Here is a 27,000-nt window from a genome sequence, read left to right on the forward strand (position 1 = left end):
ATATACGCAGATTAATCATAGTTTATGGCAATTAATTACTAATTTTTTACAGAACGGTCCCGCATCTTGCCAGAATCCTATTGGCGACCTGCTGAATGTCGGACAATTCATGAAAGGCGCTGATCACAATACGGGTATTGGCTCGGTGAGCCGGGGTCGGATAGGCAAACGAATAGATGAGAATGTCATGCTCTAACAGGTCGGTGTATAGCTCATCCTGTTCGGTATAAAAGACCGGATAACCGGTGGCATGACGAAACAAACCGGTGGGCAGCAGTAATTTTTCTGCCAGTTGAATATTCGCCTGAAGTCGCTCGTAGCCTTCGGCATAGAGCGCATCGGCACGTAGGTAAGCGTCCAGACAGGCGGGTGCTATGGGTGAGCAAGCCCCAAAAAAGGCGCTCTGCCGTAGTGTTTGTATGGTGTCGGCATCGCCAAAAACCACCCCTCCCGGCAACCCCATGCCTTTGGCCAGCGAGCCCGTTCCTAATACCGTTAATTGATTTTTAGCCGCACTCGTGTGATGGGAAATCTGCGGCCAGATTCCCCGCCCCTGATTAAGTACGCCCAGGCCATGCGAATCGTCGACGACCAGCGTAATGGGCCGGTCATCGGGTAAGTTGTCGATCCAGTCGAAGGTATAATAATCCGAACAAACAGCATCGAGGGAGTTCATCAGGATAGCGACCGGCCCGGGCGGCAACGCCTGTAGCTGTCCGGGTAGCTGCGCCACCCACTCACCAAACGGGAGCTGAGGCAGGTCAACAACCGGTTGATGCCAGAGAGCCGGGTGCGCATGAGGTGCGTAAACAAACGTCGTGTTCTGGCTCCGAAGCCACTGGCTGATCACCTGCCCGGCCATCATGCCCGACGACAACGTCAGGGCCGATTCGGCTCCGATACCCGCTGCGAGTTTGGCTTCGGCCTCTTCATAGACCCGAATTCGAACATTGCCGTTTCGGGAACTGCCAAAAACAGTTCCGTAACGCTGCATACTCTCCATCATAAGCTGGTGAAAAGCAGGATGCTGCGGGATGCCCAGATAAGCCGTTCCACTAAAAAAAAGGTAGTCCTGGCCGTTATGACGTACGGTTCGGTTCGGGAGCTGGTCTATGTAAAAAATCTCACTCATTGCTCAACAATAAACTCACCCCGGTACCATTTTCCGTGGCGTAAACAACTTTACCGTAGTCGAATGTAACGCCCCTGGCGGGGTCGTTGGCAATGAGCATGGCGCCATCCAGATCGGCATAGTCCAGCAGCGGCAGGAGTTGTGCAATGGCTGAAATTCCGACGCTCGATTCGGTCATACAACCCACCATCACACTCAGACCCAGTTCGCGGGCGCGACTGATCATGCGCCGGGCGGGGGTTATGCCGCCACATTTGGTCAGCTTGATATTCACCCCGTGAAAATAGCCCGCGCACCGGTCCACGTCGCTCTCGACTATGCAGCTTTCGTCGGCAATGATGGGCAATGCACTTTGTTCATATACCATTTTGGCTCCTTCCCAATCGTCGGCAGGCAAGGGTTGTTCAATAAATTCGACGCCCAGCTCCTTCAACACCTGCGATTTACGAATGGCGTCGGTTGCTGTCCAGCCGCAGTTGGCATCGACCCGAAACACCGAATCGGTATGCTCACGGAGGCTGGTGACAAGCGTTATGTCTTTTTCTGGCCGACCCAACTTGATCTTATACAGAGGCCAGGGCCGTTCCTGCATTTTTTCGACCATCCGTTCGGGCGTGTCGAGCCCAATGGTGTAGTCGGTGATGGGACTGTTGGCCGGGTCCAGCTTCCAGAGTTTGTACAGCGGCTGGTGCTGTTGTTTACCAAATAAGTCCCAGGCAGCCTGATCGAGGGCGCAAAGGGCAAACGGGTTTTGCGCCAGATGCGGCTGCATGTCAGCCCAGAATGTTGCGGGATCAGTTAGGGAATGGCTTTCTATGAGTTCCCGTATGGCTTCAAGAGCGGCCACCATACCGTCAATAGTAATGCCATAATAGCGGGTGGCGGTAGCTTCGCCAAAACCGCTGTACTCGCCATCGCGTAATTCGACAATGAGGGTTGGCTGCACATCGCGGCTGTCGTGTGCAATGGTGAAGGTATGATTCAGGCGGAGGTCGACCCGGTGAAAGAGCAATTGCATGCTGTAAAGGTAAGAAAAAGGGATGATGGGGAGGAAAGGGAATAAACGGACGAAGTAAAATCAGGAGCCGCTCTCCTACCTTTCCTCCCCATCATCCCTTTTCCGGCAATTGATACGCATAAGTAGCGATTGAACTGCTATCTTTGTGTATTACTTGGATTTAGCAATTCTCCCGCTATGAAATTTGGCGTTGTTGTTTTTCCCGGCTCTAACTGCGATCAGGACGCAGTAGACGCTCTGGAACTGATGGACCAGGAAGTCGTAAAACTCTGGCATAAAGATCATGACCTGCAAGGCTGCGATTTCATTATCCTGCCCGGCGGTTTCTCCTATGGAGATTACCTGCGCACGGGAGCAGTAGCCCGCTTTTCGCCCATCATGAATGAAGTGATTGCCCATGCCAATCGGGGCGGCTACCTGATGGGCATTTGCAACGGTTTTCAAATTCTGGCCGAAGCGCGGCTGGTGCCGGGTGTCCTGCTGCAAAACAGCAGCCAGAAATATGTCTGCAAAAACATCTACCTGAAGCCAGAATCGACCGATGCGCTGCTGACGGCGGGTCTGGATAAGCCCGCGTACAAGATACCCATTGCCCATGGTGATGGCCGGTATTTTGCCGATGCCGATACGCTGAAAGCGCTCAATGACAACAACCAGGTGCTGTTCCGGTATTGCGACGAAAACGGTATCGTTACCGAGGCATCCAACGCCAACGGAAGTCTGGAAAACATTGCCGGTGTTACCAACAAAGGCAAGAACGTTTTCGGCATGATGCCCCACCCCGAACGGGCTGCCGACCCCGTCCTCGGCAATACCGACGGACGGCTCATTCTGGAGCAAATTTTGAAGGCAGTATTGGTATAAAAAAGGAGAAAAGGGAGGAGGGGGAGTAAGGGGAAGAAAGGGATACTAACGCACAACGCAGTTCTTCCTTTCTTCCCCTTACTCCCCCTCCTCCCTTTTCTCCTTAAGCTTTTACTGACTCCAGCACCGGGTAATCGGTGTAGCCTTTCTCGCCGGGGGTATAAAAGGTCGAGAAGTCGGGTTGATTTAGTTCAGCACCGGTTTTCAAACGCTCTACCAGATCGGGGTTAGCGATAAACGGCCGACCTACAGCGATCAAATCTGCTTTACCACTTGTCAGCGCTTCTTCTGCCCGCTCGGCATCATAACCTCCGCTCAAAATCAGCGTACCTTTATAGTTTTCCTGAATCGCGTCGACTATAGCGGGATCAACGGCTGGTGCGCCCATCGACTCATGGTCGACCAGGTGAACGTACACGACATAATCCGACAGCTTCTCGGCTATGTAATGATAGATTTTATCATCATCCGGTGAGTAAGGCATATCGTTGAACACACCATAAGGCGACAATCGAATACCGGTTTTCTCTTTGCCGATAGCAGCCGAAATCTGTTCGGCGATCTCCAGCGCAAAGCGGGCGTTGTTTTCAGCCGAGCCACCGTACTCGTCGGTACGCTGGTTGGTAGTTGAACGCAGAAACTGCTCCACCAGATAGCCGTTTGCACCATGAATTTCTACACCGTCGAAACCAGCTTCAATAGCGTTTTTAGCGGCCTCGACAAACTCCTGAACCGTCTGTTTTACTTCTTCTGTAGTTAACGCCCGTGGAGTTGGGTGGTCGACCATACCGTCTGTGTCGGTATAGATCTGCCCGGCCGCAGCAATGGCCGATGGCGCAATGACTTCGCCCCCATTGTGCATGTTAACGGGGTGACCAACACGTCCGCTATGCATGAGTTGGGCGAAAATTTTACCGCCTTTTGCATGAACGGCATCGGTCACGTTCTTCCAGCCTGCAACCTGCTCGGGAGTATACAGACCCGGCACACGAGCATAGCCATTCCCATTGGGCGAAGGCGCAACGCCCTCCGTAATGATCAGGCCAGCCGATGCGCGCTGTTCATAATAGGTTGTCATTATATCCGTTACAGCATGATCAACTGTGGCACGGTTCCGGGTCATGGGAGCCATGACAATATGATTCTGAAGCGTCAGGTTGCCCAGCGTTGCCGCCGAGAAAAGTTTTTGTGCCATGTGTAGTATCCGTTTACGTACGAGTTTTTTGGTCGTATTCGGACAGAAAACCGTTTGATATATTTAAAAGTTTAAATGTTTTTAATTAAATTTTAGGTCAGCTTCGACAGAAAAAGCGACAATTGACGCGTCGTGTCCTTATTCAGACGCAGATACACATTTCGCCCTTCTTTATCGGCTGTCACTAACTCACTATCTGTCAGAAGTTTAACATGGTGTGATACACAAGGCTGCGAAAGCCCCGTCATCTCCTGAACTTCGGAAGGTGTCATCCGTTCACGCTGTGCCAGCTCCAGTAAAATCGAGAGCCGGTATTTATCAGCAATGGCGCCGGTTGCCTTCTCACATGCTTTAGAATCCATAGTACAAACGTAACAAAAAACGACTCGTCAAGGTGCTTTTCAGTGAGTTATAGGTTCAAAGACTGCCTGATCATCCATCTGACAACCCATTTTCCGGAAGTAGTTTATCAGATGATTCCTACTGACTACTTGCCTGCCTGATAACCTTCTCCTTACTTCTCTAGTTACAAACAAGACTATCGCTTCAATCCATGTCATCACCATAGCAGACAATGGTCAATTGAATTGACGCGATAATGATTAATAACAGAACAACAAAACACTCAACGTAGTATGGAAACGCAGCAACGATTGCAGGGAAAGAAGGTGGCGATTCTGCTAACCGATGGCTTTGAACAGATTGAAATGACCGAGCCTCGTAAGGCCTTACAGGACGCAGGGGCTACCACGCACCTGATTGCCCCGAATGGGGGTGAAGTGAAAGGATGGGACGAAACCGAATGGGGCGACAGTTTCTCCGTCGATTTGCCCCTGGCCGGAGCCGACCCAAGTCAATATGATGCCCTTCTGTTACCCGGTGGTGTCATGAACCCCGATAAACTCCGCACGGAGCCTAAAGCCGTGCAGTTTGTCCGGCACTTCTTCGAATCACACAAACCGGTAGCGGCCATCTGTCACGCGCCAACCATGCTGATCGAAGCGGGCGTCGTGAGCGGGCGTAAGCTCACCTCCTATCCATCGATCAAAACGGATCTGGTCAACGCCGGGGCCAACTGGGTTGATGAAGAGGTCGTAACGGATCAGGGTCTGGTAACCAGCCGCAAACCCGACGATATTCCGGCTTTCAATCGCAAAATGATCGAAGAAATCCGCGAGGGCAAGCACCAGGGCCAGCACGCATAAGGGTCTATAAAGTTGATGAACACAGAGAGACAAAAACGCGGAGAACACAGAATTTTATTTTTCCTTGTGTTCTCCGCGTTTTTGTCTCTCTGTGTTCATGACCTGTTTTTAACCAAATACGGTATCTCTTACCAAAACGCATCTTTTGTAGTTTGTATACCTAACGTGAAGGGCTACTCACTAAAACTACACGAGAATGCGTACTTTCTATTGGCTGCTGGTTTGCGGACTTGTGGCTCAAAACAGCCTTGCCCAACTGGCTAGCTTACCCATCTACAAGCCTACACCTGTCAAGAACGATTGGCTCATTACACCCGTTGCGCAGAAAGCAGGGGTTTATCAGGCCAATGGTGGCAAAGAGCTGGTTTTGTCAAACGGTCTCATCAGCCGCCGGTTTCGGATTAGTCCGAACCTGGCAACGGTCGATTTTCAGAATTTATCTACGAATGAGCAGTTTGTACGGTCGGTGAGCCCCGAAGCACGGGTGACCCTGAATGGAAAAACCTACGCCGTTGGTGGACTGTATGGCCAGAAAGAACGGGCATATCTGCGCGAAGAATGGCTCGATGGATTTACCGCCAATCCCACTGATTTTCAGTATACATCCTTCAGCGTTTCTCCGATACAGCCGTATATCAACTGGCAATCCCGCACCTGGACACTCAACCGAAAGCAGCCCACCGGCCAGGAACTTACCCTGCACTTTTCCTCAATACAACCCGATTTGCAGGGCGTCGACGTGGCCGTTCACTATGCACTTTACGATGGACTACCGGCACTCAGCAAGTGGGTGACCATCTCGAATAAAACACAGAAAGCCCTTCATATCAATCAGGTCGTCAATGAAATTCTGGCCACGCCCGAAGAAGAGTCGGCGGTGGTGGGTAAGCCGGAGCAGATGAAGAAACCCCAGCGAATCTACATCGAGAACAACTTTGCCTTCAACAACGCCATGCGATACGACCTCTCCGATCAGGCGACGCACTGGAAAACGGATTCGCTTTACACCTCGCAGGTCAATTACAATTACGAAACACCCTGCGTGCTCGAAGTTTACCCCGGCCTTGGCGTTGGCATTGAGGCCGAACCGGGGCATACGTATACCTCCATCCGCACCTACGAACTCCTGCTGGACAGCTACGACCGGGAGCGAAACGGGCTGGCGCGTCGGCAGTTTTACAAGACCATTACGCCCTGGACAAGCCAGAATCCGATTTTCATGCACCTCGTCAGCACCGATCCGGCTATTGTGAAACGGGCCATTGACCAATGTGTCGAAACGGGCTATGAAATGGTGATTCTGAGTTTCGGCAGTGGCCTGAACATGGAAGATGCCAGCGACGCGAACATCCGAAAATTCAAAGAACTAGCGGATTACGCCCATTCAAAGGGCATTTTGCTGGGTGGTTATTCGCTGTTCAGCAGCCGCCGAATCGACGATGAGAACGACGTAATCGACCCCAAAACCGGCCTGCCCGATAAAGGAGCTTTCTTTGGCAACGCACCCTGTCTGGCCAGTAAATGGGGCATCAACTACCTCAACAGCCTGAAGAAGTTCATCACCGAAACCGGCTTTGACCTGCTCGAACACGATGGCCCCTACCCCGGCGATGTCTGTGCATCGACGAAACACCCCGGCCATAAAGGGCTGGACGATTCGCAATGGGTGCAGATGGAAATGCAGAAAGGCTTTTACCGTTTCCTGAACGAAAAAGGGGTGTACATCAACGCCCCCGACTGGTATTTCATGGACGGCACCAACAAGATTGCTCTCGGCTACCGGGAGGTCAACTTCTCGCTCTCCCGCGAGCAGCAGAAAATCCTGAACCGACAGAATATCTTCGACGGCACCTGGGAGAAAACGCCCACGATGGGCTGGGGTTTCGTGCCCCTCACCAAGTACCAGGGCGGTGGCCCCGAAGCCGTACTGGAACCCCTCAGCGAACACCTGACCGACTACAAACAGCTGATGATGCAGTATTACGGCGCGGGTGTACAAGCCTGCTACCGGGGCCCAAGACTTTACGACACCGACGCCACCAAACAAACCGTAACGGATGTCATCAACTGGTATAAAAAGTACCGCCCCATCCTCAACGCCGACCTGATTCACCTCCGCCGGGCCGACGGCCGCGATTGGGACGGGTTCATGCACGTGAACGCAACGGGTAAGGAGAAAGGCTTGATGATGCTCTTCAACCCCCTTAAAACAAAAATTACCCGTACCATTAAACTGCCGCTGTATTACACTGGCCTGCGCGAAACAGCGATGATTCGTCAGGGCGAAGGCAAAGCGAAATCGTACAAACTGAACCGGAATTACGAAGTTGACCTGACAGTGGATATTGAGCCGGAGAGTTACGGCTGGTGGGTGGTGGAGTGAGAACCTAGTGATTTAATCGATAAATTTCAAACGAATGCTAAGAGTTATACTGGACGAGCAAGGAAGCTACACGAATGATTTATTCATTAAAATCGATGGAAGCCCAAGCCGAGCTTGGGTAGCTGATACTACCTGGTTAGGTGCGTTTTTCGACCCCGCAGACTTTTCTGCTAGTGATACCAGTCCGGTATGGAGTGAAGAAGAAATAATAGCGGGCAAGAAAGCTGATGTTGCTTTGTTAATCCGCCTTTGGCAAGAAATGCTTCTCTCGGACCAACCTGTTTGTTATTTGCCTTTTGATCTGGCAGACCAGTGCGCTGCTGCATTACAGATTACGAAGAGGAAGAAACTATATCATATTACGCCAGTCTCGACGGTTGAAATTGTAGATGGTACATCAAAAACATATTATCTCCAAGTGCAGCAAAATATCATATGGCGTTCAACGGACAACCAAGCTTTAGCTTGGGAACTAGCTTCCTCCTCTATATTGACGGGATTAGAGTGGAGCTTAGCCAACCTGGAACGCCCTGTTATTTCTCTTAAGTACGATTGAATTTAGTATTCTCCATAAGTCCCGCCTAATCGTAAACCATAACCCGAAAACCGGACCTCCTACTTCTTTACCTTATTCTCGAATAGAAAAACGCCGTTCTTGTTGGCAATAACAATGTCGGGCTTTTTGTCGCCGTTCATGTCCTGTGCTACGATGTTGAGGCCCGCGCCGGAGTCGTTGTCGATGATGTGCTCTTTGTAGTAAGGGGCCTTGCCGGGGGTAAACTCAAACCACATTAGAATGCCCGGATCACTGTCGCCGGGGTCGCGGCCGTGGTGCGCCAGGAACCGTTTGCCCGTGATGTAGTCAGCGCGGCCGTCGCCGTTGAGGTCAGACATGATGGACGAGTGGGTCTGGGCGGTGGTGTTGCTCATCATATGAGTTTTGAAGTTAATGCTACCCTGCTCATCGGCTACCTGCTCGTGCCACCAGATACCCAACGCGTGGGCCGATGCGCTGACAACATCCATTTTACCGTCGCCATTCACGTCCAGCACCTGCATATGCGAGCAGGGTTCGCCCAGGTCGGCCGGGTGAAACACCCAATTGCCGGATTTGTTATCGGCCGTTCCTTTAAACCAGCCATCCCGAATTACCACGTCTTTGATACCGTCTTTGTCCACATCACCGTAGCCGATACCGTGAGAGAAGATCTCCGTGCCGGGTACATTTTCTTTGCTCAGCGGGTAGCGCGCCCAGGCCGTTTCACCGGGTTTCGATGGGGGTTTCAACCAGACAATCTGCTTTTTAGCCTTGTCGCCACACAGAATATCGAGCCGTCCATCGCCATCAATATCAATGAAACCCGGCGATTCATTAGCAATGCCGACCGAATCAGCAATGATGTGTTTTTGCCATTCGCCCATCTTCTTTTTTGGATTCTCGAACCAGAAAGCGGGTTTGCCGGGGAAGTCAATGATCACGACATCGTCCCACCCGTCGAGATTAACATCCATGCCCAGATTGAGAAATGATTCGCTATACTCCTTCCGGGGGTCGAATGTGCGGGAGGGGGCCATCTCGTGGCGGGTCCAGTTGGGGGCTTCGAACCAGTAATAGCCCGCCACAATGTCCATGCGTCCGTCCTTGTTCAGATCGGCCACGGCCACCCCTTCCGAGAGGAAATCACGGGTGAGGGTCGTCTTTTTAAAATCACCCGCCGGAACGACGGGGGTTGCTGAACTGGAAGCCCTCGTCGCCGTCTCGGCCTGTTTCTGGCGGACGTCGAAGAGGGTTTTCTTGTCCTGGCTGTAGACGCTTGTCAGGCAGCAGGTGAGCAGGATGGTATGTAGGAGTTGGTTAGTTAGGCTCATGGTCATGATGAGGGTCAGGCTTGCTACCGGGGGCGTAGCCCTCGGCGGTGGTGGACTGTGGTCAGGGGCTATGTCCTCGGTAGGGGACTGTGGTCAGGGGTGCAGCCCCGCTAGGGCATAGCCCTTGTATATATCCCTACATCGTCATCCTATCACTCTTCCAGTACCCTGGCGATCAGCTCCTGGATCTCGTGGTTCTCGTGCGAATGGTCGAGTTTACCCACGCGGTCGTTCAGTTCTTTGAGCAGCTTCTTGGCCTCATCTGTACCGATGGCACCAATGCGCTGAATCGTGTACGCCAACTGTTTCGGCAGCTTCGACTTCTGAGCCATGGACAGCGCCCGCTTCATGTCGATAGCGGCCAGCGGTTCGGAGGCATACCATACCATCAGCGGCAGGTTGTGGTCATCCTTGTCCTGAACTTTCTGAACAAGCGCGTCCATTACGTCCCAACGCTGAGCCGGGTCCAGCCGCAGCATGGCCGACGTCAAGTACAGTCGAACGAGCGCCGAGTTGTCATTCTGCGCCAAAGCCGCAAACCGTTTCAGAGTTTCGGGCGATACGCTCTTATTTTCCGTCAGCAACTGGATGGCCCAGCTCCGGACGTAGTCATTTTCGTTCGCCAGCAAATCCGTCAGCTCTTTTTCCGAAAGGCCCTTCGTGACGTGCAACGCCCATAAGGCCCGGAGCTTGCGGGTCGGATCGGGGTTTTTCGCCAGTATTTCCTTGAGGGCTTTGTGTACTTTTTTATTCGGGCCGCGCTCCTGCAAAAGGGTACGGGCCTGACGTACGTACCATTCGTTGGCGTTTAGCTGGTAATTGACCAGTTCCATGTCCGATGCTTTAGCCAGATCGACCTGAACCCATTTGTCGTTGTCGTTGGTGATCTTGAAAATCCGGCCCATCGTTTTGTTATGCACATCCGGGTTTGGGCTATGGCACTGGTTTTTGTCATACCAGTCGATGGCCCAGACCGAACCGCTGGGATCGTATTTCATATTCAGCCACTGCGACCAGGAGTCGTTCATGGTCAGGAAATCCGGCTTGTGGGTAACCATATAGCCCGACCCGGCCCGTACGGGGTGATCGTTATTGAGCTTGGCCCCGTTGATGTTGTTCATAAAAATATCGTTCCGGTATTCCTTTGGCCAGCTATCGCCCCCCAGGTAGATCATAGCGCCGGAATGGGCGTGGCCACCACCCGCTGAAGCCGACCGGAAGTTACCGGCATGGGGTCCGCGTTCGCCCACCCAGTGAACGTGGTCGGCGTGGGTTTTGATGTCGTCGTAGGTATAGGGGTTAAAATGCTTACCCGCCTGCCGGAAGTAACGCCCGCCCTGAATCATGTTGTACATGTGCGGAATCACACAAGCTGTCACGAACGCATGGCCGTAATCGTTAAAATCGAGTCCCCAGGGATTGCTGGTGCCTTCAGAAAACAGTTCGAACTTTTGGGTCGTGGGATGAAAACGCCAGACACCGGCGTTCAGCTTCGTCCGTTCTGAATCGGGCGCGCCGGGTTTGCCAACGTTGGAGTGCGTAAACACCCCATGCGTGCCGTAGAGCCAGCCGTCGGGTCCCCAGCGGAGGCTGTTTAGCACTTCGTGGGTATCGTCGGTGCCCCAGCCGTCGAGCATTTTCTGAGGTGGCCCCAGCGGTTTATCCGTTTTAAAATCGGTGGGAATGAACAACAGGTACGGAGCTGCCCCCAGCCATACGCCCCCCATGCCCACTTCGATACCACTCACCAGATTCAGTCCTTCGGCAAAGACCTTCCGGCTATCCAGCGTGCCATCACCGTTGGTATCTTCGAGGATCAGGATGCGGTCGCGACCCTGGCCTTCCGGTGCCGGAACGGGATAGGTATGCCCTTCAACGACCCAAAGACGACCCCGTGGATCGAGAGTAAAGCAGATGGGTTTGACAACGTCCGGTTCAGCGGCTGCCAGCGTGATTTTAAATCCTTTGGGCAGCGTCATTACTTTGGCCGCTTCGATGCCCGACAGCCCGGCGTGAAGAACGGGATCGAGGGGCGGCAGAATAATAATGTCTTTCTGGTTCAGCTCGTTCGGAAAAACGGGCCGGGTGGCGTAGAATTGAAAATCATCGAAGTTAATATGCGCCAGCTTATCATTCGGGATATATGGAATCTGCGAAATACCCGTCTCGTTGTCGATGATCCGGATGAAGATCTCCTGGTTCAGATAAGGCTGTAGATCGACCACCACCGGTTGTAGCGTGGCCCGCCCCTGCCCGGTGCTGTGAAAAATAACTTTGTCGGTTCCGGCCTGTACCAGTTCAACCCGCGTATCCTGCAACGCCCCACCCGATACCTTGAAAGCCGCAAACGGCTGGGTGACGGTAAACGGAACAGAGGTCAACGTACCGGTTTGCTTGTAGTTGACGGTACCCCCGCTGCTCAGGAAATACTTGCCGTCGAAGCCAATGTGCATCTCCTTATCGTGTACCGGCGAGGGATCCTTATCGACCAGTGGATTGGTAAACGCATCGCCCGTAGCGGTCCAGTCGGCCAGGGTGCCCGTTTCGAAGTTCAGGTTGAGCGGTTTCCCGTTTTTCATCGGCACCTGTCCGGCAACGGTGGCCGTGGTCAACGAGCCTTCCACCACCTCGAAATTACCGACCATGCCAGCCGCCCGGTGACCCGGTACCGAGCAGTAATAGGTATCGCTTTTGTCGGCGGTAAACGTAATGCTGGTGCTGGCTCCCTTATCATTGATCGACTTACTTTTAACGCCCAGCTTCTCCAGCGAAATATCGTGCGTCATCTGCTCGCCGTTGGTAATGGTGATCCGAACACGGTCGCCTTTGTTGGCCTTCAGCGTAGGGTTGCGGGCACCGTCTTTTGAGAAATAACCGAGCATGGTAGCCTCCATCGCATACTCACGATCAACCTTCTCCGGTGCCTGAGCAGCCGATTTGACTTTGGTCGATTGGGCGATGCTCTGTAGGCTGGTCAGAGCAAGGGCCGCGCCGACAAAGGGGATGAATAAACAGGACCTCTTCATGGGAATAAGTCGTAAGCCGGTGAATGTAAACGTGTTTATCTATGAAACTAAATGACTTGATTTTCTACTGATTGGAGAAGGGGACCACCCCCAACCCCCTCCTAAAACAGGAGGGGGCTATACCGAAGGGTAGCCCGTTTTAGAGCCCCCTCCTGTTTTAGGAGGGGGTTGGGGGTGGTCCCCTCACAACTCCACAATCACCAGATCCCGAAACTCGACCTGCGCGACGCCCCCACTGTGAATCTGAACAGCAATGACGCCTTTCTTTGGAATCTCACGGTCCTTCTCAATGTAATCGCAGGTTTTTACACCGTTAATGTACAGCTCATGGCGGTTGCCTTTGCAGCGAATGATGTAGCTGTTCCATCCGTCTTCTTTCAGGATGTGCCGGAGCGTTCGCAGGTCGCCACTCACGAGTTTTTCCCGCCGGTGTTCGTCGTACAGATCACCCCAGAACCCGTTGCCAATGTCGGCCTGATAACCCACTATTTTACCGCCTTCCAGCACAGACCGGTACTGAATACCGCTGTTGATCATCCCCGTTTTTGGATCGCCATGCAGCCGGAACAGGCAGCGAAACTCGAAATCGCCATATTCTTTCAGAGTATGCAGGTAGGTGTTTTCGGGTATTTTATGAACGCCGTCACCGCTCATGATCATGCTGTCGGCAACCGACCATAGTTTCTGATGGGCCGGGTCTACGGTCTTCCAGCCCGTCAGGGTTTTTCCATCGAAAAGCGACACCACTTTTTCTGGCGACTGGGCAAAACCCGATGTCTGGCTAAGTAAAACGGCGAGCAAGAGCAGTAATCGTCCTGATGTATTCAAGCAAAACTTCATAAGGATAGGCATTTTTAAGGGCTGCGGATGAGTGGCCTTTTTTATAATAGAACGCTGATTTTTAGGATCGTTAAGATTTATTCCCGTGGTTCCCGTGGTGTCAGGTATAAGGACCTGGCACCACGGGAACCACGGGACATCCGGTTTCAATACAGGAATTATACAAAAACAGTGTAAACCATAGTGATCCTAAAAATCAGTGTTCTATTTACAAAGCCGCGTAGTTTTTTGCGGCATCGTCCAGCACCAGTACCCAATCCTGCCCGTAGCCCTGCGTGGGGGGCTTGAACTGCATAGGTTTCTGGTTGTCGAACGTACCCGCTGATTGCGTCTTCCCCGAACGCGGATCGAACCAGGTAGCCGTAATGCTTTTCCCCGAAATTTTTCCCGGATTGACCGTAACCGGCTTCCCAACGGCGGAGTACACAAAGGCATAATCCGTACCCCGAGTAGCCTGAATGCGTTCGGCGGGGCCGAGGTTGTTTTCAACGATCAACGACTGGTCGGGTACGCGATCAAGCAGCGGGCGGGCCGTCATCAGCCGCCGGACATGTTTCATCTGGTTCGCGCCCGGCAGGTCGAGGGCTTCCTGCCAGAAAATATGCGGGTTATTAACAGCCGGTCGTTTGGCACTATACATCTGCCAGATGTCGTGGCAGCCATAGGTGTGGCCGTGAGCCCCGGCAAACAAATCGAGGTAGGCATACAGCCGAACATCATAGGCGTTGGATGTACCCAGATCTTTGGCATTGAAGCAAACCGGATGGTCTTCGTAAATAGGTTCGGCATCCATGGTAGGCTTCACGGGCTGGTTGTTGTACGACACCGTGATGTTGTCGTACATGGCGTTGTTGCGGCAGTGCCCGTTCTGGTGCATGTTGAAATCGAACCAGGCATCATTCTTAAACCACTTCGATGCGCCCCCGTCGAGACCGTTGGGCTGTGGGTGATAGGTCATCAGTGCTTTATCAGCTCCACCAACGGCCTCCTGAATACCGGCGGCCATTGATCGCCAAAGGTCAACATCCGATGAACCATCTCGCGGCTGACGGTCGCCCCCGAGTACCCAGACGATGTTATTGCGGTTTTTATAGCGGTTACCCAGGTAACGTCCATAGACTTTTGCATTGGTCGGGTTGAAAATTTCCGGGCCATTACCCCAGGTATTTTTAAAGACCTTATCGCCCCAGGTGGGCAAAAAAGCAACGACGATGCCGTACTGAGCGGCTCTATCAACAATGTAATCGACGTGTTTGAAATAGGCTTCGTTTGGTTTGGTCGGGTCGTTGTCTACCAGTGGCACTTCGCCATAGGGATTCGGCTCTTTAAGGCCGTCGAACTCAGCCAGGGCTACCGCCTGTACCACCGTAAAACCCTGCTCGGCCCGGCGTTTGAGGTACTGGTCGGCTTCTTCGCGGTTGAGCCGGTGGAACAGTTCCCAGGCCGTATCGCCCAGCCAGAAAAACGGTGTACCATCCTGATGAACCAGGTACCGTTTAGTATCCGATACCCGCAGCCGCCCGCCCGAAAACGGTTGCTGTGCCAATAAAAGACCGGGCAGGTAAGTAAGTAAAAACAGGGCAGCAAACTTCTTCATAGGGTTTCGAAACAACCTGATTTATTCATACAGTCTACCCGACCCATTTCGATTTCGAGGTAAACGGCTGTGATGACAAAAGACAGGAACAACCCGTTGGCTACTGTAACGACACTACCCTACCCTACTTTTGTCTGACGATAACCCGTAAACAACATGCCGAAAATTACAACCTTCCTGACCTTTGCCAACCAGGCCGAAGAAGCCGCGACCCTGTACACGTCGATCTTCAAAAACTCAACAATCACACAGACCCGGCGCTTACCTTCAGGCACCGTTCTGTCGGTCAGCTTTGTCCTTGACGGGCGGGAGTTTATTGCCATGAACGGTGGACCTTCCTTTACGTTTGCCTCGGGCATTTCGCTCTTCGTCCATTGCGATACGCAGGAGGAAGTGGATGCTTACTGGGAGAAACTAACCGAAGGCGGTGAACCCGGCCAATGCGGGTGGCTAAAGGATAAGTTCGGCGTTTCGTGGCAAATCGTGCCTGAAGCGCTGGGCCGATTGTTAGCCAGCAAAGATCCGGAAAAAGGCAGGCGGGTGATGCAGGCCATGCTGCAGATGACAAAGATTGATACCCGAGTGCTGGAGGAAGCTTAACCCAAAAAAGCGACTTCCCAAACAACGGTTGCACATACCCGTAATCCGAACTATTGACCTGGTGGTTGTTTAACCTGATAACTATCAGGATTCCAGCTAATTTCGAACGAATAGCACCGGCTTATCCAACTAAGCTTTTGCATTTGACAAATAATGCCGTTTTTGGCAACTTCATTAGCGTAAACCGTCTGGACATTCAGGTTATCAGGCGATTCACATCACTCTTTACCACCGTCTGTACATGCGCTTCATTCTACGAGTTATCGGTATTCTGCTTGTCCTTTTACTGATCGTTCTGCTCGTTAATACCTTTCGGCTCACGTCTCATCAGCTAACGAACGTGCCGCCCGCCACGCCTGTTTCCATTCCCGATTCGGCCATAGAGCGGCTTGCCGGTGCCATTCGCATTCCAACGGTTTCCTATACCGACTACGAGCTGACGGATACTACCCAGTTTGACAAATATGTTCAGTACATCCGAGCTTCTTACCCACTCGTTCATCAACGCCTGAACCCCCAGACCTTCAACAACTATGGCTTATTGTATGAATGGAAAGGACGAAATCCAGCCCTGAAACCTGTTCTGTTGATGGCTCACTACGATGTGGTGCCCGTTATTCAGGGAACGCAGCGGATGTGGAAACGGCCACCGTTTGGAGGTATACTGGACGATGACTATCTCTACGGGCGCGGTACGCTCGACGATAAGATGGGCATGATGGGCCTGCTCGAATCGGTTGAATACCTGCTGCGTACCGGCTTTCAGCCTGAACGGACCCTGATGCTGGCCTTCGGGCAGGATGAAGAAACATCGGGCCAGCGGGGTGCCCAGACCATTGCCGCAGCATTGAAAAAACGGTCTGTTTCGCTGGAGTATATTCTGGATGAGGGGGGTGTTATCCGGCCTGAAGGCGTTTCGGGTATCAACAAACCGGTTGCCCTGGTCGGGATCAGCGAGAAGGGATATATGAGTCTGGAACTAACCGCTATCGGCAAGGGCGGACACTCCTCCATGCCTCCAAAAGAAACCAGCATTGGCATGGTAGCCGAAGCCGTCAGTAAGCTGGAGCACAACCCCTTTCCGGCGCGGTTGGATGGGGGTACCGGTCAATTACTGGATTACCTCTCTTCAGAAGTGTCTTTCGGGCAACGGATTGTCTTCGCCAACTCTTGGCTTTTTGGCCCCGTCATCAAGTCTTTCCTAAGCGAAACGAAGTCGGGCAATGCCTCCATACGCACAACAACGGCCCCCACCATTTTCCGGGCCGGAGCCAAGGATAACGTGCTGCCCATCGATGCCGTCGCTACCGTCAATTTCCGGATACTGCCGGGCGATACGGTTGAAGGGGTTATCAGCCGGGTGAAAGAGGTTATCGATAATGACAGCATTACCGTAAGTGTGCTGGGGAAAGGAAACAACCCTTCCCCGCTGGCCAGTACGGAGAACGCAGCCTTCCGGTCCATTCACACAACGATCAAGAGTGTGTTCCCGGATGTTGCCGTGGCACCCTTCGTTATGCTGGGGGCTACCGATTCCAAATTTTATTCGGCCCTGACACCTTCCATCTATAAATTTTCGCCCCTTCCCATCAGCGAAGCCGAAATGGCAGGTATTCACGGCACCAACGAGCGCATTAGCCGCAAGGATTACAGGAATCTGATCCTGTTTTACATTACCCTGATCCGCAACAGCCAGCAGTAAGAGCCACCGGGTAGCCCTAACTGGCTATTGAAGCACCAGGGGGTGTTCTTCCACGATCACCTCACCGGATATCCAGTTGTTCATCAACAGATCTGCCGTAATTTTCGCCCATACGGCTATACAGAAAAAGCCTTTCAACACATAAGGCAGTACCAGCTGATCCCGCAGAAAAGCCGGAAACACATCGGTTGAGGAGAGGGAAGTAAAGATAAACGTGGCAATCACCAGCACCCGGTTAACGACCGTAACCGGCTGGCTAAAGTACCACAGACCTACCCCGGCTATAGCCAGAATAAACGTGGGTGACTCGGCTTTATGGTTGAAAATGACGACCCAGACCAGCACCGACGCCAGCATCATCAACCGGTATTGATAGGCCTTATACTGACTGGTTCTGAGCAAAGGCAGCACCAGCAACACAGCGCCGGTAAGCACCACCATGAGTTTAGAAGGATCGAGCGAAAACCAGGTCGTTAGCCAGCCCATCACCGACAGGCCCACCGAATTGGAGTGGTCGGTCTGGAGCATAGCCCACCAGTTTTGATACTGAGCCAGCAGCGCCTGATCAGACACCACCAGCAGCGGTAACGCCATCAGCAGCACTGTCCAGACAGCGGTGTACAAAAAAGCCGCTGATTTTCGCGGGTAGAGCCAAAACAGGACAAAGCCTACCACACCGAAAATCTTGATAAAAACACTAAGGAGCATCAGCAACGTAGCCCATACGGATTTTCCCCGCTCCAGCCAGATAAAGCTCCAGATAAGAAGTCCGGCGATCAATCCATTACTCTGCGAATTCTGAATGGAGGTGAGCAGCTCGATCAGAATAAACCAACGGATTTTCACCTTACTGCTTTCGGTCAGTACGGGCAAGTGTTTAATGCCAAAAAAGAGGACCAGCGTATTCAACAGATTCCAGACCGTTAGCCCCAGCCAGGCGGGCAGAAACGCCAGCAAACCCATTCCCAGGGCGAAGGTGGGCGAATACTTGAACAGATCCCACTGCTCCGTCAGGTAAAGTATATATAGATTTTTGTTGGCAAGCAGATGATCGAACGACCTCTCAAAAATGACGTAGTTATTATAATTTGAGTAGCGTTGTACACTGGGCCCAATGGGTTGGTCGGGCAAGAGGTACTGTTGTATACTCGCCAGAAGCGTTATGCCAACATAAGCGCTTAGCAGAACAGATTCTTTACGAAAAAATTGAGTCAGGTTTCTATAACGTGAGTTGAGCATGCAGACAATGAATTCAGAAACAATACAAACCAGGTTGCCGACCGTTATGAACAGTAACCCGTCAAAGCAACAGGAAGAGGAAGAAATGACCCAAAAGGTTGGAATAGATTCAGCAAATAACCTTCCTTCAAGCGGTTTATTTATTTACGGTATGCCGGAGCATCAGTCGGGCTTGCTTTCTGCCGGAGTAGCTATCAGCAGTTTCGGCTGCCGATCTTGCAGTATGCAAACGGGCAGCCGAAACTGAAAGTTGTATTTTACGAAGATGAACGAATCAGCGTTCTAGAACCGATACGCGCCCGTAATACCCGCGCTCGACGAATTAAAGCCCGCTTGAAAATTATATATCGACGTTTCGCCCCCAAACGCACCGCTGACGGTGATGGACGGGATCAGTTCGGCACTGAGGTACCAACGGGGGTTGAAATTATATTGGGCACCCAGCACAAAACCGACGCCAACGGAGGGCGTCACGACCAAAATACTGGAACCGGTATAAGTAGTTGTACCACCTAAGCCATTATCAATGGTCAATTTGCCGGTGTTCGTGGAGTTGAGGTTGACACTGGCAATTAATTCGGTACCATACACGAATTGTAACTTATCGGAGAGGGACCTGCGTTTTTCTTTGCCCATAGCGCCACCCACCGAAAAGCCAATTAATGAATTACTGCTGACGAATGTACCACTGAGACTGCCAAACGCCAGCCGATACCGGCGGTAGGTATTTTCACTGACCTGTTTTTTGTAAACCAATCCCACGCTGCTAAGGTCACTTGTTCGCAAGCCAATTTCGCGGGTGGGCGCATCCTGAGCCTGAACGTGTACACATAAGAGCAGAGCCGCTACCAGAGAAGTAGAAAAAAGCTTCATATTTTTCTTCAGTAATTAGTTGAGGCCGGCAACTTATTAAAATAAGGTTAAAGCCTACCTATTTACTCAAGAAAAATCCAGAAGCTATGTGGTTTCGAACCGGGCCAAAATTGAATTATATCAGTAAAAGGATATTTAACGACAGAGACGGTCTGTCGTTAAATAAAGTGAGTAATGACCACGTTGCGGTTTGCAATTCAATGCATATGACCATTAGCCACGTTAAATACTCTTACATAATTGCTTACATGTTTCACCTAAAAGGCATAAACAATCTACCCCTGATAGGCCAGCAGTGTCAGCCAGGCTTCTTTTACGTTCCGCTCGGCCAGCAGCTGCTTCGCCCGAAGGTGAAGCAGATCCGGTAGATACTGGCACCCGTTTCGGGCTTCGTCGACCAACGGATTCAGGACGCCCGACTGCCGATAGGCGTTTATTTCTTCCGCATTGGGCAAAGCCGGAAAGCTGCCTAGCTTCCCCAGGTCATTCCCCGATAAAATAGCACTGTTGCGGATACGGGCGGGAATCCGATCTACACCAATACCCACTTGCGGCCGCCCTACTTCAAACAGCGCGTCGCCATTCGCGCGGCAATACCAATCGCCCCCCATACGACCGATCAGATCGAGCTGGTGCGGATCGACGCCCCCCCTTTCGTTGAAAATGGTATCGTGAAAATGGCCCATGACCACTTCGCATACGACCAGATGCCCGGCACCCGGTCCATCGCCGGTAGCGATGATCTGCTTCACAATGCACTCAAAAGCAGCCGGCGATTCCGCCACCCTTGGCGGTCGTATTTTATCCGACGGAATAGCCGTAAACCCTGCTTTACCGAACTCATTAACGCCCCGATCAAACTCGGCACTGGCCAGCGACATTTGCTCCACCATAGCGTAGTTGACAATATTGATCACCACTTCACCCACCTCTTCGAGGTTCAGGAGCGTGTGTTTCTTCTGGCCCAGCCGATTGATACTCGGTGCAAAGACCAGCGTTGGCGGGTTATAGCCAAATACATTGAAGAAACTGAACGGGCTCAGGTTAACCGTACCTTCCGCATCAACGGTGCTGGCAAAGGCAATAGGGCGTGGGCCAATGGTACCGATCATGTACCGGTAAAATTCGTTAGGCTGTAGATCAGCCGGGTTGACTGTTTTCATAGATAGATTTTTCCTGTTACTTCACCCAGATCGACGCGCGTACCCTCCCGGAATCCGCGCCCCTGCAACGTTACTGTATCGCCATCGGCCAGAAATGTCCGGGATAGCGTGTGGGAAAAGTGCAGGGGGCGCTGTCCGTTCCAGCTACTTTCGAGCAGCGACCCAAAAGTGCCGGGTTCGGGCCCCGAAATAGTACCCGTTGCCAGCACATCGCCAATGTTGAGATTGCAGCCGCCCACGGTATGGTGCGCGATCATCTGGGCAAAGGTCCAATACAGATACCGGGCATTCGAGCGACAGATGCAGACCTCTTCGCCATCGGCGGGCTTTAGCCATACATCCAGTTCAAGATCGAAATGACCGGGAGCAGAACTATCAGACGGTTGTAAATACGGCAAAGGCGTTGGCTCCTGTGGCGTACCAACCACCCGAAAAGGCTCCAGCTCATCAAACGGCAGCACCCAGGCCGACAGACTCGACGCAAAGTTCTTCCCCAGAAAAGGACCCAGCGGCTGGTACTCCCACCGCTGAATGTCGCGGGCCGACCAGTCGTTGAACAGCGTAATCCCGAAAATATAGTCTTCCGCTTCGTCAACCGAAACTGGCTCACCCAATGTCGATGCTTTTCCAATAATCAGCCCTAGCTCAAGTTCGAAATCCAGCGCGTTCGACGGACCAAAGGTGAGTTGATCGCCCGCCATAAACTGTCCATTCGGACGACGAACCGGCGTTCCCGATACCACAATGGACGACGCCCGGCCGTGGTAGGCCACCGGCATATGTTTGTAATTCGGCAGCAGCGGATCGGCCTGGGGGCGAAACATGCGGCCCACATTCTCGGCATGGTGAATGCCCGCGTAGAAGTCGGTATAGTCGCCAATACGAACGGGCAGGTGCATCTGCACCCGCGACTCGTGGATAAACACCTGGTCGTGCACCTCGGCAAAGGCCGTAGCCTCATCGGCAAGTAACTCACTCAGCCGCCAACGAATGGCGCGGTGTACCGGCTTACCGAGAGCAATGAAATCGTTGAGAAACGGTCTGGTGAACACGGCGGAATCAATCGACAGACTATCGAAATAGCCCAGCAAGCCCACTACCTCCAGATCAAGAACGTGATCGTTGTGTTTCAGCCCCACACGGGGCGTTGAGGTATCGTAACTAAAAATGCCGTAGAGCATAGGCGTTAAGTAATAAGGAATTTGATTTAGACGCGGCAGTAGTTCCACTGTGGCGTCAATCAATTATAGAATGCGTTCTGTCTTTAGTATGTTTGCCAAACAAGCTGACCAGCGGGTATAATTATTGGTAATGATAAACCAATTTACCGTCTCAACGTACTGTAATCTGATTTAAATACCTTGTCGTCTATTCATGGTTAGCCACGACTTTACATGAAAAATCGTTTACTCCTTTTTCTGCTGTCTGTTACATCAGCCGTTTGTGCGCAAACGCAGTTGTTTGTTGCTCCTACCGGCAATAACGCCAATCCGGGAACGATTACGCGGCCGCTCGCCAGCCTGGACAAAGCCCTGGAAAAGGTAAAATCGGCACCCTCTGAGCGGGTTCAGATCTTTATGCGGAAGGGCATTTATTACCTCCCGAAAACGATTCATATTGACCCGACAGTCACGCAGGGAAAGAGCCTGACCATCAGCAACTACCAGACCGAAACCGCTCAGCTCAGTGGTGGCCGACGGCTACAACTTCGGTGGAAAAAGAATGCCAGGGGTGTCTGGACGGCCATTGTGCCGGGGCCTGCTTTCGAGCAGTTTTTCCTCAACGGCCAGAAACAGACCTTAGCCCGTTACCCGAATTATGACGTTAACGCCCGTGTTTACAACGGCACAGCCGCCGATGCCCTGAGCGAAGAGCGCGTGAGCCGCTGGAAAAATCCCAAAGGCGGCTACGTTCATGCGCTGCACAAAGGTGAATGGGGCGATTTCCACTATCGAATTACGGGCAAAACCGGCAATCAGGTAACGCTGGAAGGCGGCTGGCAGAACAACCGCCCCGCGCCCATGCACCCACAGGAGCGTTTTGTGGAGAACATTGCCGAAGAACTGGACGCGCCCGGCGAGTGGTTTTATAACCGAACCACGCATACGTTATCCGTCATTCCTCCGCCGGGTGTCAATCTGACCACCGCCCGAGTCGATGTGTCGAGGCTGAAGGGACTGTTAGAGTTGACCGGCAGCCCGCAGGTTCCGCTCAAAAACGTACACATTCAGGGCATCCGGTTCGTCAACGCCGAGCGAACATTCATGCAAACCAACGAGCCGCTTTTACGCAGCGACTGGATGATTTACCGGGGAGCGGCTGTTTTTCTGGAAAACACCGAAAACTGCCAGCTAGCCAACTGCGAATTTACGGAGCTGGGCGGCAACGCCCTGTTTTTGAGCGCCTACAACCGAAACTCCGGCGTGCGAGGCTCTTACTTTCACGCCATCGGTGCCAGTGCGATTTGCTTTGTCGGCGATTCGTCGGCGGTGCGGTCGCCGTTGTTCCGCTATGAACATTCGATGCCCTATGCAAAACTGGACCGCCAGTCGGGGCCGAAGAGCGAGGCTTATCCGGCGCAGTGCATCGCTCAGGATAACCTGATTCACCACATTGGCCAGATCGAAAAACAGGCTACGGGCGTCGAAATTTCGATGGCGGCCGGCATTATCGTTCGGCACAACTCCATTTATCAGGTGCCCCGGGCGGGCATCAACATCAGCGAAGGGACCTGGGGCGGGCATCTGCTCGAATACAACGATGTGTTCGATACGGTGCTCGAAACGGGCGATCACGGCTCGTTCAATTCGTGGGGGCGCGACCGTTTCTGGCATCCCAACCGCGCTACGATGGACAGTCTGGCTGCGGCCCACCCCGAACTGATTCAGCTCGATGCGCAAACGACAACCATCATTCAGTATAACCGTTTCCGCTGCGATCATGGCTGGGATATTGACCTCGACGACGGTAGCACGAATTACTACATCGCCAACAATGTGCTGCTCAACGGCGGGCTCAAGTTTCGGGAGGGATTCAACCGGGTAGCCGAAAATAATATTCTGATCAACAACTCCTTCCACCCGCATGTGTGGTTTCGGAACAGTGGCGATGTGTTTCGGAAGAATATCGTGATGCGCCCCTACGCGCCCATCGGCATCCAGGACTGGGGCAAAGAGCTAGATTTAAACCTCTTCCCCGATGCGGCTGCCCTGCAAAAAGCGCAGGCCAACGGCACTGATACGCATAGTTTGGCAGGTGACCCGCATTTCGTGAATGCCGCCAAAGGCGACTACCGGGTGCAGGAAGACAGCCCGGCACTCAAACTGGGGTTTCAAAACTTTCCGATGAATCAGTTTGGTGTGCAGCGGCCCGCGCTGCGATTCATTGCCGACACGCCAAAAATACCCGTTCTGTTCAATACACAGTTGGAGCAAACGGTGAAGGAAATGGTCTGGCTGGGAACGTCGGTCCGTAATGTGCAGGGCCTGGGCGACCGGTCGGCGTTTGGGCTTCCTGATGAGAAAGGCGTGATTGTTGTCGACGTTCCGGCGGGCAGTTTGCTGGCTACCTCCGGGCTGAAAAAGGGCGACGTTATTCGAACCGCCAATCAGGAAGATGTGCCGACGATCGTGCGGCTCATGGCCATTCAGCAGCAAATAAACTGGACCGGTCGGCTAGCGGTAACCGTCATGCGAAACCAGCAGTCTGTCGAGTTAACGCTGCCGTTGAAGTAACGCGGATTTCGGAAGCTGGCGCGGGCATTTGCCCGTGCCAGCTTCATATGGTAAGCATTCGCTTGCGTCAGTGAATACTGACTTTTTGAAATGGCACGAGCCTATGCTCGCGCCAGCATCACTCACTGATGTTGCTATAAATGGAGTCCATGATCCGGACAAAGTGCTGGTAATCGTCGTCGCTCAGGTCACCCCAGCCTTTTCGTCGCATGGCCGATACTACGGGCAGCACTTCGTGGTACTTCGCTTCACCAGCTTCGGTCAGGTAGACCAGAAATTTACGCCGGTCCGTGTCCGCCATGCGCCGTTCGGTCAGCCCTTTTTGACTAAGCAGGTCAATGATTCGCGTGACGGTGGGAGCATCTTTGGTCGTCATCTCCGAAATCGTGTTCTGACTGATACCCGGATTGCGGTAGAGGTGGTCAATGATTACCCATTGATCGACGGTCAGATCGAAACCCGCATCGGTAAATTGCTTTTGAAGGGCATTGCGGATTTTCTTGATCGTTGTATCAATCTTAAAAAAATAAGCACGCGTATCGGAGGGGTGGGTCATTGTCGGTGATCGGCGTCGGTTAGCAGAAAGTGGTCTTGATAACTGACAAAAATAACCAATCTAACTCACTAATAAGCCTTCCAGTGTTTCTTCGATCTGCGGAACGGACTGATAAAGCTGTTCGTAGGATTGAATGACGAAGTATTGCTCCTGAAAATGGTCGATGATGTACGGGGTTTTGAGCAATGTCTCCACATCATACGGGATGCGCTTGGGCTGGTCGCTGAACAGGCTATAGGTCGTTTCGCCAACCGACGACAGGATGCCACCCCCATAAATCCGCAGCTGATCGCCTTCCTGAATCAGTCCAAACTCAACGGTATACCAGTACAGCCGCGAGATCATGGCAATCGCTTCGTCACTGTCGATATGATGCAGCGCAATCTGGCTCAGTGACGCCAGAAAATCGCAGAACGCCTGATTCGACAGCATGGGCACATGCCCAAACGTATCATGAAACATATCGGGTTCGGGCAAATAATCCAGCTGGTCACGCCGACGCAGCCAGGTGGTGGCCGGAAAATTCCGGTTGGCCATCAGTTCGAAAAAGTCTCGATTAGGAATCAATCCCTCCACAGCCTGTACCCGCCAGCCCGTAAGTGCCTGCAAACGCGGGTTCAGGTCCTGCTCGAAATCAGGAATGCGATCAGCCCGAAAACCCGTGGTCTCGATCCCATCCAGGTACGCCTGACTGGCCTTTCCCGGCAGCTGCGCCATCTGCCGCTCGAACAAAAGCCGCCAAACGGCCTGATCGTTGGGGGTGTATTTTGTGTATGTCTGGTTCATGGTGAAAGAGCGAAAGAGTAAATGAGTGAAAGAGCGAAACCTTGCACGAAACGCGCTTTCGCTCTTTCACTCTTTCGCAGCGGTTACAACGTCCCCCGTAGCGCCTGTTCGCGTTCGATGGCTTCGAAGAGGGCTTTGAAATTACCTTTCCCGAACGAACGGGCTCCTTTGCGCTGGATGATCTCGAAGAAGAGCGTCGGTCTCGGACAGATGGGCTTGGTGAAAATCTGCAACAGGTAGCCTTCATCGTCCCGGTCGACCAGGATGCCCAGCGAACGTAGCGTGTCGATTGCTTCGTCGATCGGCCCGATCCGGTCCGACAGATGCTCGTAATACGTTTCGGGTACGGTTAGGAACTCAACACCCCGATCGCGCAGGGCCAGTACCGTTTCCACAATGTTGTTGGTCGCCACAGCGATATGCTGAATACCGGGACCGCCGTAAAAATCCAGATACTCTTCGATCTGCGATTTCTTTTTACCCTCGGCCGGCTCGTTGATCGGAAATTTCACGCGCCCGTTTCCGTTGCTCATGACTTTACTCATCAGCGCCGTGTAGTCGGTGGAGATGTCTTTATCGTCGAAGGAAACGAGTTGCTGGAAACCCATTACATCGTGGTAAAAAGCCATCCACTGGTTCATCTCGTGCCAGCCTACATTGCCAACCATATGGTCCACGTATTTCAGACCCACATCCGTCGGCTGATAGGCGGGTGTCCAGGATTGATAACCCGGCAGGAAAACCCCGTTATACTGACTCCGCTCCACAAATACATGCACGGTGTCGCCATAGGTATAGATGCCCGACCGCACCACATAGCCCTGCTCATCCTGCTCGCGACGAGGCTCCAGATATGGGGTTGCTCCCCGCTTGGTTGTTTCCTCGAAGGCCTTCGCTGCGTCGTCTACCCACAGGGCCACCACCCGAACGCCATCGCCATGCTGGTCGATATGGCGGCCTATTTCGGTATCACCGTGCAAGGGCGATGTCAGCACAAGCCGGATTTTATCCTGTTGCAGGACATACGACTCACGGTCGCGCAAACCCGTCGACAGGCCTGCGTGGGCTACCGGCTGAAACCCGAAGGCCGTCTGGAAATAGTGCGCCGACTGCCGGGCATTGCCGACATACAGTTCAATGTAATCGGTGCCGTTTAGCGGCAGAAAATCCTCGGTTGAAGATTGAATTGTTGGTTGTTCAAGTTCGAGTGTTTCCATG

21 protein-coding genes and 1 pseudogene are annotated in these 27,000 nt (G+C 52.7%); 7 read left to right on the forward strand and 15 right to left on the reverse strand.

Features of this window, described 5'->3' with window-relative positions; genetic code table 11:
- Positions 1-46: 46 nt before the first annotated feature.
- Both ACYVK4_RS08710 and ACYVK4_RS08715 read right to left on the reverse strand, forming a co-directional pair.
- Positions 47-1,132, reverse strand: coding sequence for an aminotransferase class I/II-fold pyridoxal phosphate-dependent enzyme (locus tag ACYVK4_RS08710; protein WP_461127107.1), 1,086 nt, complete (start codon positions 1,130-1,132; stop codon positions 47-49).
- Positions 1,125-2,150 carry a dipeptide epimerase gene (locus ACYVK4_RS08715; RefSeq protein WP_461127108.1) on the reverse strand — a complete coding sequence of 342 codons (1,026 nt, stop codon included), beginning with the start codon at positions 2,148-2,150 and terminating at the stop codon, positions 1,125-1,127. The genes ACYVK4_RS08710 and ACYVK4_RS08715 overlap by 8 nt, the downstream gene beginning before the upstream one ends.
- 177 nt (positions 2,151-2,327) lie before the next feature.
- Here ACYVK4_RS08715 and purQ point away from each other — a divergent pair, with 177 nt between their 5' ends.
- Entirely contained in the window at positions 2,328-3,014 is a 687-nt protein-coding gene (purQ, locus tag ACYVK4_RS08720; RefSeq protein WP_012930791.1) for a phosphoribosylformylglycinamidine synthase subunit PurQ, read from the forward strand.
- A gap of 103 nt (positions 3,015-3,117) precedes the next feature.
- Here the strand turns inward: purQ and ACYVK4_RS08725 are convergent, their stop codons facing one another.
- Together ACYVK4_RS08725 and ACYVK4_RS08730 are read right to left on the reverse strand one after the other, a co-directional pair.
- Positions 3,118-4,209, reverse strand: coding sequence for an alkene reductase (locus tag ACYVK4_RS08725; RefSeq protein WP_461127109.1), 1,092 nt, complete (start codon positions 4,207-4,209; stop codon positions 3,118-3,120).
- Between the two features lie 92 nt (positions 4,210-4,301).
- Positions 4,302-4,571: an ArsR/SmtB family transcription factor gene (locus ACYVK4_RS08730; protein ID WP_461127110.1), complete on the reverse strand. Its 270-nt coding sequence runs from the start codon at positions 4,569-4,571 to the stop codon at positions 4,302-4,304.
- 273 nt (positions 4,572-4,844) lie between these two features.
- Here ACYVK4_RS08730 and ACYVK4_RS08735 point away from each other — a divergent pair, with 273 nt between their 5' ends.
- The 3 genes from ACYVK4_RS08735 (at position 4,845) to ACYVK4_RS08745 (ending at position 8,353) form a co-directional block, all read left to right on the forward strand.
- Entirely contained in the window at positions 4,845-5,414 is a 570-nt protein-coding gene (locus ACYVK4_RS08735) for a type 1 glutamine amidotransferase domain-containing protein (protein WP_461127111.1), read from the forward strand.
- 196 nt (positions 5,415-5,610) lie between these two features.
- Complete coding sequence (locus tag ACYVK4_RS08740) at positions 5,611-7,797, forward strand: alpha-galactosidase (RefSeq protein ID WP_461127112.1); 2,187 nt, start codon at positions 5,611-5,613, stop codon at positions 7,795-7,797.
- A 34-nt stretch (positions 7,798-7,831) separates the two neighbouring features.
- On the forward strand, positions 7,832-8,353 hold the full coding sequence (locus ACYVK4_RS08745) for a hypothetical protein (protein ID WP_461127113.1): 522 nt from the start codon (positions 7,832-7,834) through the stop codon (positions 8,351-8,353).
- Between the two features lie 59 nt (positions 8,354-8,412).
- On the opposite strand, the gene ACYVK4_RS08750 is transcribed toward ACYVK4_RS08745, so the two are convergent.
- The 4 genes from ACYVK4_RS08750 to ACYVK4_RS08765 form a co-directional block, all read right to left on the reverse strand.
- Positions 8,413-9,666, reverse strand: a complete 1,254-nt coding sequence (locus tag ACYVK4_RS08750) for an FG-GAP repeat domain-containing protein (protein WP_461127114.1) — start codon at positions 9,664-9,666, stop codon at positions 8,413-8,415.
- Positions 9,667-9,818: 152 nt separating this feature from the next.
- Positions 9,819-12,692, reverse strand: a complete 2,874-nt coding sequence (locus ACYVK4_RS08755) for a PVC-type heme-binding CxxCH protein (RefSeq protein WP_461127115.1) — start codon at positions 12,690-12,692, stop codon at positions 9,819-9,821.
- Positions 12,693-12,875: 183 nt separating this feature from the next.
- Positions 12,876-13,532, reverse strand: coding sequence for a 3-keto-disaccharide hydrolase (locus ACYVK4_RS08760; protein ID WP_461127116.1), 657 nt, complete (start codon positions 13,530-13,532; stop codon positions 12,876-12,878).
- A gap of 208 nt (positions 13,533-13,740) precedes the next feature.
- The gene (locus ACYVK4_RS08765) at positions 13,741-15,129 is read right to left on the reverse strand and encodes a glycoside hydrolase family 140 protein (RefSeq protein WP_461127117.1); all 1,389 of its coding nucleotides are present in this window, start codon (positions 15,127-15,129) and stop codon (positions 13,741-13,743) included.
- Positions 15,130-15,285: 156 nt separating this feature from the next.
- On the opposite strand from ACYVK4_RS08765, the gene ACYVK4_RS08770 reads away from it, so the two are divergent.
- On the forward strand, positions 15,286-15,729 hold the full coding sequence (locus ACYVK4_RS08770) for a VOC family protein (RefSeq protein ID WP_461127118.1): 444 nt from the start codon (positions 15,286-15,288) through the stop codon (positions 15,727-15,729).
- Between the two features lie 241 nt (positions 15,730-15,970).
- Complete coding sequence (locus tag ACYVK4_RS08775) at positions 15,971-17,431, forward strand: M20 family peptidase (protein ID WP_461127119.1); 1,461 nt, start codon at positions 15,971-15,973, stop codon at positions 17,429-17,431.
- Between the two features lie 24 nt (positions 17,432-17,455).
- Here the strand turns inward: ACYVK4_RS08775 and ACYVK4_RS08780 are convergent, their stop codons facing one another.
- From ACYVK4_RS08780 to fahA, 4 genes are all read right to left on the reverse strand, one after another.
- Positions 17,456-18,670, reverse strand: a complete 1,215-nt coding sequence (locus ACYVK4_RS08780) for a glycosyltransferase family 87 protein (RefSeq protein WP_461127120.1) — start codon at positions 18,668-18,670, stop codon at positions 17,456-17,458.
- Positions 18,671-18,952: 282 nt separating this feature from the next.
- Positions 18,953-19,543 carry a hypothetical protein gene (locus ACYVK4_RS08785; protein ID WP_461127121.1) on the reverse strand — a complete coding sequence of 197 codons (591 nt, stop codon included), beginning with the start codon at positions 19,541-19,543 and terminating at the stop codon, positions 18,953-18,955.
- Between the two features lie 275 nt (positions 19,544-19,818).
- Positions 19,819-20,706, reverse strand: a complete 888-nt coding sequence (locus ACYVK4_RS08790; protein ID WP_461127122.1) for a flavin reductase family protein — start codon at positions 20,704-20,706, stop codon at positions 19,819-19,821.
- The gene (gene fahA, locus ACYVK4_RS08795; protein ID WP_461127506.1) at positions 20,703-21,908 is read right to left on the reverse strand and encodes a fumarylacetoacetase; all 1,206 of its coding nucleotides are present in this window, start codon (positions 21,906-21,908) and stop codon (positions 20,703-20,705) included. Before fahA ends, ACYVK4_RS08790 begins: the two co-directional genes overlap by 4 nt.
- A 192-nt stretch (positions 21,909-22,100) precedes the next feature.
- Between fahA and ACYVK4_RS08800 the strand changes: the two genes are divergently transcribed.
- Positions 22,101-24,440, forward strand: a complete 2,340-nt coding sequence (locus ACYVK4_RS08800) for a PDZ domain-containing protein (RefSeq protein ID WP_461127123.1) — start codon at positions 22,101-22,103, stop codon at positions 24,438-24,440.
- Between the two features lie 118 nt (positions 24,441-24,558).
- On the opposite strand, the gene ACYVK4_RS08805 is transcribed toward ACYVK4_RS08800, so the two are convergent.
- The 3 genes and pseudogenes from ACYVK4_RS08805 to hppD all read right to left on the reverse strand — a co-directional run bounded on the left by ACYVK4_RS08805 (position 24,559) and on the right by hppD (position 26,999).
- A complete protein-coding gene (locus ACYVK4_RS08805) occupies positions 24,559-24,996 on the reverse strand; it encodes a MarR family winged helix-turn-helix transcriptional regulator (RefSeq protein WP_111348022.1) in 438 nt (145 codons plus the stop codon).
- A 60-nt stretch (positions 24,997-25,056) separates the two neighbouring features.
- Positions 25,057-25,833: pseudogene (gene phhA / locus ACYVK4_RS08810) on the reverse strand (phenylalanine 4-monooxygenase); the annotation flags it as partial.
- A gap of 32 nt (positions 25,834-25,865) precedes the next feature.
- Entirely contained in the window at positions 25,866-26,999 is a 1,134-nt protein-coding gene (hppD, locus tag ACYVK4_RS08815; protein ID WP_461127124.1) for a 4-hydroxyphenylpyruvate dioxygenase, read from the reverse strand.
- Between the last annotated feature and the right edge of the window lies 1 nt (position 27,000).

The organism is Spirosoma aerophilum (assembly GCF_054782495.1).

Bases quoted from the DNA above. Each gene is read 5' to 3' on its own strand.
- ACYVK4_RS08710 (WP_461127107.1), bottom strand. From the start codon at position 1,132: ATGAGTGAGATTTTTTACATAGACCAGCTCCCGAACCGAACCGTACGT.
- purQ (WP_012930791.1), top strand. From the start codon at position 2,328: ATGAAATTTGGCGTTGTTGTTTTTCCCGGCTCTAACTGCGATCAGGAC.
- ACYVK4_RS08805 (WP_111348022.1), bottom strand. From the start codon at position 24,996: ATGACCCACCCCTCCGATACGCGTGCTTATTTTTTTAAGATTGATACA.
- ACYVK4_RS08775 (WP_461127119.1), top strand. From the start codon at position 15,971: ATGCGCTTCATTCTACGAGTTATCGGTATTCTGCTTGTCCTTTTACTG.
- ACYVK4_RS08770 (WP_461127118.1), top strand. From the start codon at position 15,286: ATGCCGAAAATTACAACCTTCCTGACCTTTGCCAACCAGGCCGAAGAA.
- ACYVK4_RS08785 (WP_461127121.1), bottom strand. From the start codon at position 19,543: ATGAAGCTTTTTTCTACTTCTCTGGTAGCGGCTCTGCTCTTATGTGTA.
- ACYVK4_RS08760 (WP_461127116.1), bottom strand. From the start codon at position 13,532: ATGAAGTTTTGCTTGAATACATCAGGACGATTACTGCTCTTGCTCGCC.
- ACYVK4_RS08730 (WP_461127110.1), bottom strand. From the start codon at position 4,571: ATGGATTCTAAAGCATGTGAGAAGGCAACCGGCGCCATTGCTGATAAA.
- ACYVK4_RS08735 (WP_461127111.1), top strand. From the start codon at position 4,845: ATGGAAACGCAGCAACGATTGCAGGGAAAGAAGGTGGCGATTCTGCTA.
- ACYVK4_RS08715 (WP_461127108.1), bottom strand. From the start codon at position 2,150: ATGCAATTGCTCTTTCACCGGGTCGACCTCCGCCTGAATCATACCTTC.
- ACYVK4_RS08750 (WP_461127114.1), bottom strand. From the start codon at position 9,666: ATGAGCCTAACTAACCAACTCCTACATACCATCCTGCTCACCTGCTGC.
- ACYVK4_RS08745 (WP_461127113.1), top strand. From the start codon at position 7,832: ATGCTAAGAGTTATACTGGACGAGCAAGGAAGCTACACGAATGATTTA.
- ACYVK4_RS08755 (WP_461127115.1), bottom strand. From the start codon at position 12,692: ATGAAGAGGTCCTGTTTATTCATCCCCTTTGTCGGCGCGGCCCTTGCT.
- ACYVK4_RS08780 (WP_461127120.1), bottom strand. From the start codon at position 18,670: ATGCTCAACTCACGTTATAGAAACCTGACTCAATTTTTTCGTAAAGAA.
- ACYVK4_RS08790 (WP_461127122.1), bottom strand. From the start codon at position 20,706: ATGAAAACAGTCAACCCGGCTGATCTACAGCCTAACGAATTTTACCGG.
- ACYVK4_RS08740 (WP_461127112.1), top strand. From the start codon at position 5,611: ATGCGTACTTTCTATTGGCTGCTGGTTTGCGGACTTGTGGCTCAAAAC.
- hppD (WP_461127124.1), bottom strand. From the start codon at position 26,999: ATGGAAACACTCGAACTTGAACAACCAACAATTCAATCTTCAACCGAG.
- ACYVK4_RS08765 (WP_461127117.1), bottom strand. From the start codon at position 15,129: ATGAAGAAGTTTGCTGCCCTGTTTTTACTTACTTACCTGCCCGGTCTT.
- ACYVK4_RS08800 (WP_461127123.1), top strand. From the start codon at position 22,101: ATGAAAAATCGTTTACTCCTTTTTCTGCTGTCTGTTACATCAGCCGTT.
- ACYVK4_RS08725 (WP_461127109.1), bottom strand. From the start codon at position 4,209: ATGGCACAAAAACTTTTCTCGGCGGCAACGCTGGGCAACCTGACGCTT.